The organism is Paramagnetospirillum caucaseum (genome assembly GCF_000342045.1).
GTDB lineage: Bacteria > Pseudomonadota > Alphaproteobacteria > Rhodospirillales > Magnetospirillaceae > Phaeospirillum > Phaeospirillum caucaseum.
Genome location: NZ_AONQ01000127.1, coordinates 1 through 5,272 on the forward strand (window position 1 = coordinate 1; position 5,272 = coordinate 5,272).

The 5,272-nt window shown below is 50.3% G+C and carries 8 protein-coding genes; 4 read left to right on the plus strand and 4 right to left on the minus strand.

Translation table 11 applies throughout. From position 1 onward, the window contains the following. Positions 1-35 precede the first annotated feature (35 nt). Entirely contained in the window at positions 36-404 is a 369-nt protein-coding gene (locus H261_RS22290) for a DMT family protein (RefSeq protein ID WP_254432638.1), read from the minus strand. A 14-nt stretch (positions 405-418) separates the two neighbouring features. Continuing rightward, positions 419-904, minus strand: a complete 486-nt coding sequence (locus H261_RS22295; RefSeq protein ID WP_040477255.1) for a TspO/MBR family protein — start codon at positions 902-904, stop codon at positions 419-421. Positions 905-1,065: 161 nt separating this feature from the next. On the opposite strand from H261_RS22295, the gene H261_RS22300 reads away from it, so the two are divergent. The 4 genes from H261_RS22300 to H261_RS22315 are packed head-to-tail and all read left to right on the plus strand — an operon-like array spanning position 1,066 to position 3,176. After that, positions 1,066-1,365: a DUF3572 domain-containing protein gene (locus tag H261_RS22300; protein ID WP_040477249.1), complete on the plus strand. Its 300-nt coding sequence runs from the start codon at positions 1,066-1,068 to the stop codon at positions 1,363-1,365. Next, positions 1,362-2,063 (plus strand): DUF7168 domain-containing protein, encoded by a 702-nt coding sequence (locus H261_RS22305; protein ID WP_008622327.1) that lies wholly within the window; start codon positions 1,362-1,364, stop codon positions 2,061-2,063. The genes H261_RS22300 and H261_RS22305 overlap by 4 nt, the downstream gene beginning before the upstream one ends. Positions 2,064-2,107: 44 nt before the next feature. After that, positions 2,108-2,647, plus strand: coding sequence for a response regulator (locus tag H261_RS22310; protein WP_235063026.1), 540 nt, complete (start codon positions 2,108-2,110; stop codon positions 2,645-2,647). A gap of 43 nt (positions 2,648-2,690) precedes the next feature. After that, entirely contained in the window at positions 2,691-3,176 is a 486-nt protein-coding gene (locus H261_RS22315) for a bacteriohemerythrin (protein WP_052004364.1), read from the plus strand. Between the two features lie 30 nt (positions 3,177-3,206). On the opposite strand, the gene H261_RS26305 is transcribed toward H261_RS22315, so the two are convergent. Both H261_RS26305 and H261_RS25195 read right to left on the minus strand, forming a co-directional pair. Next, positions 3,207-4,769 carry a hemerythrin family protein gene (locus H261_RS26305; protein ID WP_235063027.1) on the minus strand — a complete coding sequence of 521 codons (1,563 nt, stop codon included), beginning with the start codon at positions 4,767-4,769 and terminating at the stop codon, positions 3,207-3,209. A 30-nt stretch (positions 4,770-4,799) separates the two neighbouring features. Then, entirely contained in the window at positions 4,800-5,039 is a 240-nt protein-coding gene (locus H261_RS25195; protein ID WP_152427073.1) for a hypothetical protein, read from the minus strand. Between the last annotated feature and the right edge of the window lie 233 nt (positions 5,040-5,272).

Consider the following 5,272-nt stretch of genomic DNA (forward strand, 5'->3'; position numbering starts at 1 on the left):
GCAACAACGATGCCGTATTATTTTATACCTCCGAATTACACCTGGATCGGACTCTTGAATACAAAGAACGCACCTGCACAGATCAGGGCAAAGCCGATGGCATGATTTATGGTCAGTCGCTCCCCCAGGTACAAGACGGAGAATCCGGCAAACACGGTGAGGGTAATAACCTCCTGCATCGTTTTTAGCTCTGCGGTCGAATAGGTTCCATGGCCGATTCTGTTCGCAGGAACTGCAAAGCAATACTCCACAAATGCGATAAGCCAGCTAACAACAATAGCAATCCACAAAGCTCTGTCTGTGAATTTTAAATGCCCATACCATGCAAAAGTCATGAAAATATTGGATATTACCAATAAACCTATTGGGGCAATGGCTGATGAGTTCATAACAAGAACTTTCATTTGCAAAAATGTTGTTAATTTAGGCTCCAGAACCCAATATTTAAAGCCGATGCAAAGCCGACCCAAAGCAGATATGGAACCATGAGCATTCCGGCGATCTTGTCTCGCATCAAGAATGCCACCGTAGTCACGATGATGGCGATCTCCAGAACCACAATCTCGACCGCCGCCACACCGATCAGGTGGAACTTGAAGAACAGGAAGCTCCAGGCGAAATTCAACGCCAACTGGATCAGGAACAGCCGAATGCATGAGCTATCCCACTGGTACTGATCACGCCCCCAAGCCCTCCAGGCCGCCACAGCCATCATGATGTAGAGAGCCGTCCAGACCGGGCCAAAGACCGCATCAGGCGGCGTGAAGGATGGGTGAGCCAAATCCTTGTACCACCCATGGACAGCGGGAATGGTGACCATGCTGGAGATGCCCGCAACGCCCAGGCACAACACGATCAAAACGACCAGATAGCCAAACCGGGGATTGGTCTTTCGAAACTTCATGCTCACGGAGCGGCCCTTCTGAAATATCCTGGTCAACATTCATGATGCCGGGCCAACCATAGCACCCCGATTGAATTCCATCACGACATCGGCGTTTCCCCCGGCGACCGGCGGAACTACACTGCGGCCACCAACCGCTTTCCGAACTGGTCACCGACCCAATGCCGCCGAAAATTCCAAAACTGGGACGTGAAGGTGCCGAAACACTGGCCTTGCACGCCGTCTCGGTAATTGTCGCTGATGACGAATTGCTGACCCAGTTCATGTCCTTCACCGGCAGTGGTGCCGACGAACTTCGCACCCGTATCACCGATCCCGATTTCCTCGGAGCCGTGTTGGATTTTGTCCTCGAATCGGACATCACCGTCGAGAAGGTGGCCCAGGCGGCAGGCGTTGCCCTGGAAACAATTCTGATCGCCCGTTCCCAGCTTCCAGGAATGCAGGTGGACTGGACGCCATGACCACCGATCTTGAAAAACTGAAGACCCGGCTCCAGGCATTGCGGGCAAAGACTATTGCCAACGGCTGCACCGAGGAAGAAGCCTTGGCGGCGGCGGCGAAGGTGGCCGAACTGCTTGATCGCCATGATCTATCAATCACGGACCTGGAAATCCGCGAAGAGCAGTGTGAAAAGTCCACCATTGAAACCAACAGGAAGCAGCGGCAGCCAATCTCCGCCTGCATCCCGGCCATCGCCGAATATTGCGATTGCAAGGTCTGGCGGGAGAAGGACGACAAGGGCATCCGGTACGTCTTCTTCGGTCTTCGCCCCAGCATCGAGATGGCCCATTACGTCTACGATGTGATCGCCACGGCCATGCAGACCGCCTGGGTCCAATATGCCCTGGCCCAACGAATTCTCCGTTACGGCAAGGACGAAAAGGGATCGTTCTTGTTCGGCATGGCTGTGTCGATTGGGGAGAAGCTGGTCGCCATGAAGGCCGAACGCGACGAAGCCAACCGCGTCAGCAGTGGTCGCGATCTGGTGGTGGTCCGCCACGCCATCGTCGAATCAGAATTCGCCAAGCTGGACCTAAACCTGCGTCGTGGCCGGGCATCGGGGAAAAAGGTCGCTGCGGGTGCGTTTGAGGCCGGTCATGCAGCCGGTCAATCCCTGGCCCTACATCCTGGCGTCCATGGCAAAGGTTCTCGGAAATAAGTAAGGGGCGTCCTCCTGCTAATTGAAGTCATTCAATAGCAATAATGGAATATCTTGGCCGTGCTCTGGGGCACGTGGTACTTAATGGTAAGTGCCGATTGATGGCCGCAAATCAACGACACCAAGATGAAAGTGTCAAAACCATGTTTCCACGAATCCGCAGGGCATTGGTCGTTGATGACGCTAAGCCGATGCGGGAACTGATCAGAATCGCTCTGGGTTCCTTCCATTGCCGCGATGTCATCGAAGTGGAGGATGGCACACTCGCATTCGGTGCCGCCAATATCGTCAGCCTTGAAGACGGCGATTTGACAGATGGCAGCACTGACATCGTTTTTCTCGACTGGATGATGCCCATGCTCGACGGCATAGCCTGCACCAAGCTGATCCGTTCAGGTGGGCTTGATGGCTTTAATGCCGATGTTCCAATCGTCATGGTTACGGCCAGGACAGAAGATGAATGCGAGAGAACGGCTTTGGATGCGGGCGTCACCGTTTTTGTCAGGAAGCCTGTCTCACTTCGCTCACTTTCCGCCGGAATTGCTGAAGCCCTGACCAAAACACCTCAGAAAGTGCTGGTGTAACCCCCATTTAAGAAGGGAAGTGACGGGAATAGACTGTAGGCTGGTGGATGCCGCCAGAAATGTCGGCTTGATCGGCAGCGAGGACGATATGCTCAAGCTCACGCAAGACATGATGATCGGGCACCCGATTATTGATGCCGACCACAAGAAGCTTATTAGCATAATAAATCAATTCCTGGTAACTGCGAAAATATGCGAAACCTTAGAAGGGGAAGTTGATGGGCAAAATGAAGCTGCGATGCATGTGACGCTGAAGCAGCTAATCGCCTACACACATGAGCACTTTGAGAGAGAAGAAAAAATACAAAGAGAGTGCATGTATCCATATTTTGACATGCACGCCAGAGAACATCGCGTTTTGAAGACTCAGCTTGAGGAAATGGCTTCGGCCTATTTCATCACGAAGTCGAGGAGGGTCAACCGTCAATCCCTTAACGAAATGAGTGAATTTTTAAGGATGTGGCTGTTTAATCACATTATGAAGTTTGACATGAATTACAGAGACTGGGTTTGCCCAAAGGGCAATTAGGGCGTCTCGAAGGCTGGCGTTGCTGTTTCGCTATTTTTCGACAATATCAAAGTCCTGCAAAGACGCGGCTGATCCGAGTTCCATTTCCAAGATTTTCCCGGCTACCTCGTTTGCCTCGATTGCTGCGGACTTTGCGGTGGAACTCATAGCGTCCAATCCACCGATTACCGCAGTCAAGCTTGCCACCCGGCCCATTTGTCGCCGCAAGATATCCCCGATTCCAAGGGGGATGCCCTGCTTGCCGGACAAAATATCACCGCAAAGCCGTATGATTTTTTTTGCAGCCGTCACGGCCAGAGAATCCGCACTTTTCGTCAGTGCATGCCGTATCTCGCCCAACCGTTTAAGCTGAAAATTAGAGCATCCACTTACCTGCACCCTGGAATCAGCAAGTTCCATAAGGTTAATCAGCCTCTCTGTAGATTTCGAAATATCACGAAGCAATGCAGTCTTCCGTTTTTTATCGGCCACTGCACTTGTTTGCAAGTTAACGTTCATAATTTTTGCGGCCAACTCGTAGGCATTTTCAATTACGAGGCCAGTTTGTTTAAGAACGGGGTCGCCACCACCATTAGCATCATATTCACCATTCATCTTGGCGATCATGACGCGGTCTATGCTAACAATATGCGTAACAAGCCAATTGTAAATTATATAGAACAGTTTCTCGCTTCCGCCACCATTATGGAAATCATCACGATTTATTCTGTCAAGCTTTTCAACGAAGCCAGAATGAATCCGCTTGTGCTTATCTCTCTCGTCATAATCAAAGGAGTCCATTAGAGTCTCTTCGTGCATAAAATGCATTTTTACATAATTTGAAAGACCATTAAGAACGTCATCCACAGCCTTTCTTTCATATTCCGCACTCGAAGTAGCCCCAAGTATTTTAAGAAAATCTATGATTTTTTGGTGTTGCTCATCGATATCTTCTCGGCCAGTGGCAATCGCCGCAGACCATCCCATCTCTGTCTTCGTATCCACCGAAGAGGAACTGGAAGCGACATCTTGGTGGTGATCACTACTTTTGATTTGCCGCTGAGCTACGGATTGGGCAATTACCGGGGAGCCTTCTTGGCGGCGGGTCTGGGCATCATCAGCCCGTCTAAACGGCCCCTTGTAGCTCTTCATGACGGCAGAACGCCTGTCCGGCCCATGGAACATCGGCGAAGCAATAAATGCCTTCTGCTTGGTCATCGTCGCCGTGACCGCCATTTGCAGCGTATGGCGGGTGATGGGAAGCGTAAGCGAGGCGGATATGCCCGCGTCTCTTGCCTCGATTAGCTCATCTGCCGTCCACTGATTATCCAGGGCAATTATAGGAAGGGATTGAGGTGGCTGCCCCTTCCCCCAACGGACATGCTTCAAAATCTTTAGATGTCCACTTCCACCAAGCTTATCGCACAGGATAATATTTATATTTGATGCATTCCCATGCTCAAGATGCAGCATGGTGTGACTGATATCTTTTGTTTCTTCTTGAACTACAAAACCACACTCACGCATCACGGAAACAATAAGCTTCCTTGTCGCTGCATTTTCGATGGCGACGAGTGCATTAACATCTAATGACGAAGATGCTGCGATTGCCATTCTTATTTATTCCAGTCGTATTTAAATAATTCAGCGTAACACATAGCTTTCTGACACCTTCCTGCCAGATGCTGAAAGTTCCTCCACATCAGCGTAGGTGATTTTGTCCACCCCACCCTTCAATTCCCGACATCTATCTCGGAAGGTTTCAACTGAGTAGGATTTGGCTCCAGAAAATTTTCGAATTTTCTCTGCCACCTCATCAGCAATATTTTCGAGCTTTGTTAAGCTGCGAAAAGTGCTTTCATTTGTAGCCAGTCCGTCACGCACGCCAGCCGCCAAAGAGTTACATTCAAAAATTATGGCTCCAGCAAGACTTTTTAAACGGTAATTTACGATAACTTGGATGGCTTCACTTTTTTGGATTCATACTGCTCCATCGGAATGCCTCGCCCTAACGCCTCGACCGGATTCGGAACTATGATTTGTGGGGCTGAGGCACAGCCAGGACGATTCTCATTTCGGCGTTCAGGTCCAATATAATCTTGGGTGACGATAAAAGC

What these genes read in the sequence shown, in the direction of transcription:
- H261_RS22290 (WP_254432638.1), bottom strand. Translation starts at nt 404, where the DNA reads ATGAAAGTTCTTGTTATGAACTCATCAGCCATTGCCCCAATAGGTTTA.
- H261_RS22295 (WP_040477255.1), bottom strand. Translation starts at nt 904, where the DNA reads ATGAAGTTTCGAAAGACCAATCCCCGGTTTGGCTATCTGGTCGTTTTG.
- H261_RS22300 (WP_040477249.1), top strand. Translation starts at nt 1,066, where the DNA reads ATGCCGCCGAAAATTCCAAAACTGGGACGTGAAGGTGCCGAAACACTG.
- H261_RS22305 (WP_008622327.1), top strand. Translation starts at nt 1,362, where the DNA reads ATGACCACCGATCTTGAAAAACTGAAGACCCGGCTCCAGGCATTGCGG.
- H261_RS22310 (WP_235063026.1), top strand. Translation starts at nt 2,108, where the DNA reads ATGGAATATCTTGGCCGTGCTCTGGGGCACGTGGTACTTAATGGTAAG.
- H261_RS26305 (WP_235063027.1), bottom strand. Translation starts at nt 4,769, where the DNA reads ATGGCAATCGCAGCATCTTCGTCATTAGATGTTAATGCACTCGTCGCC.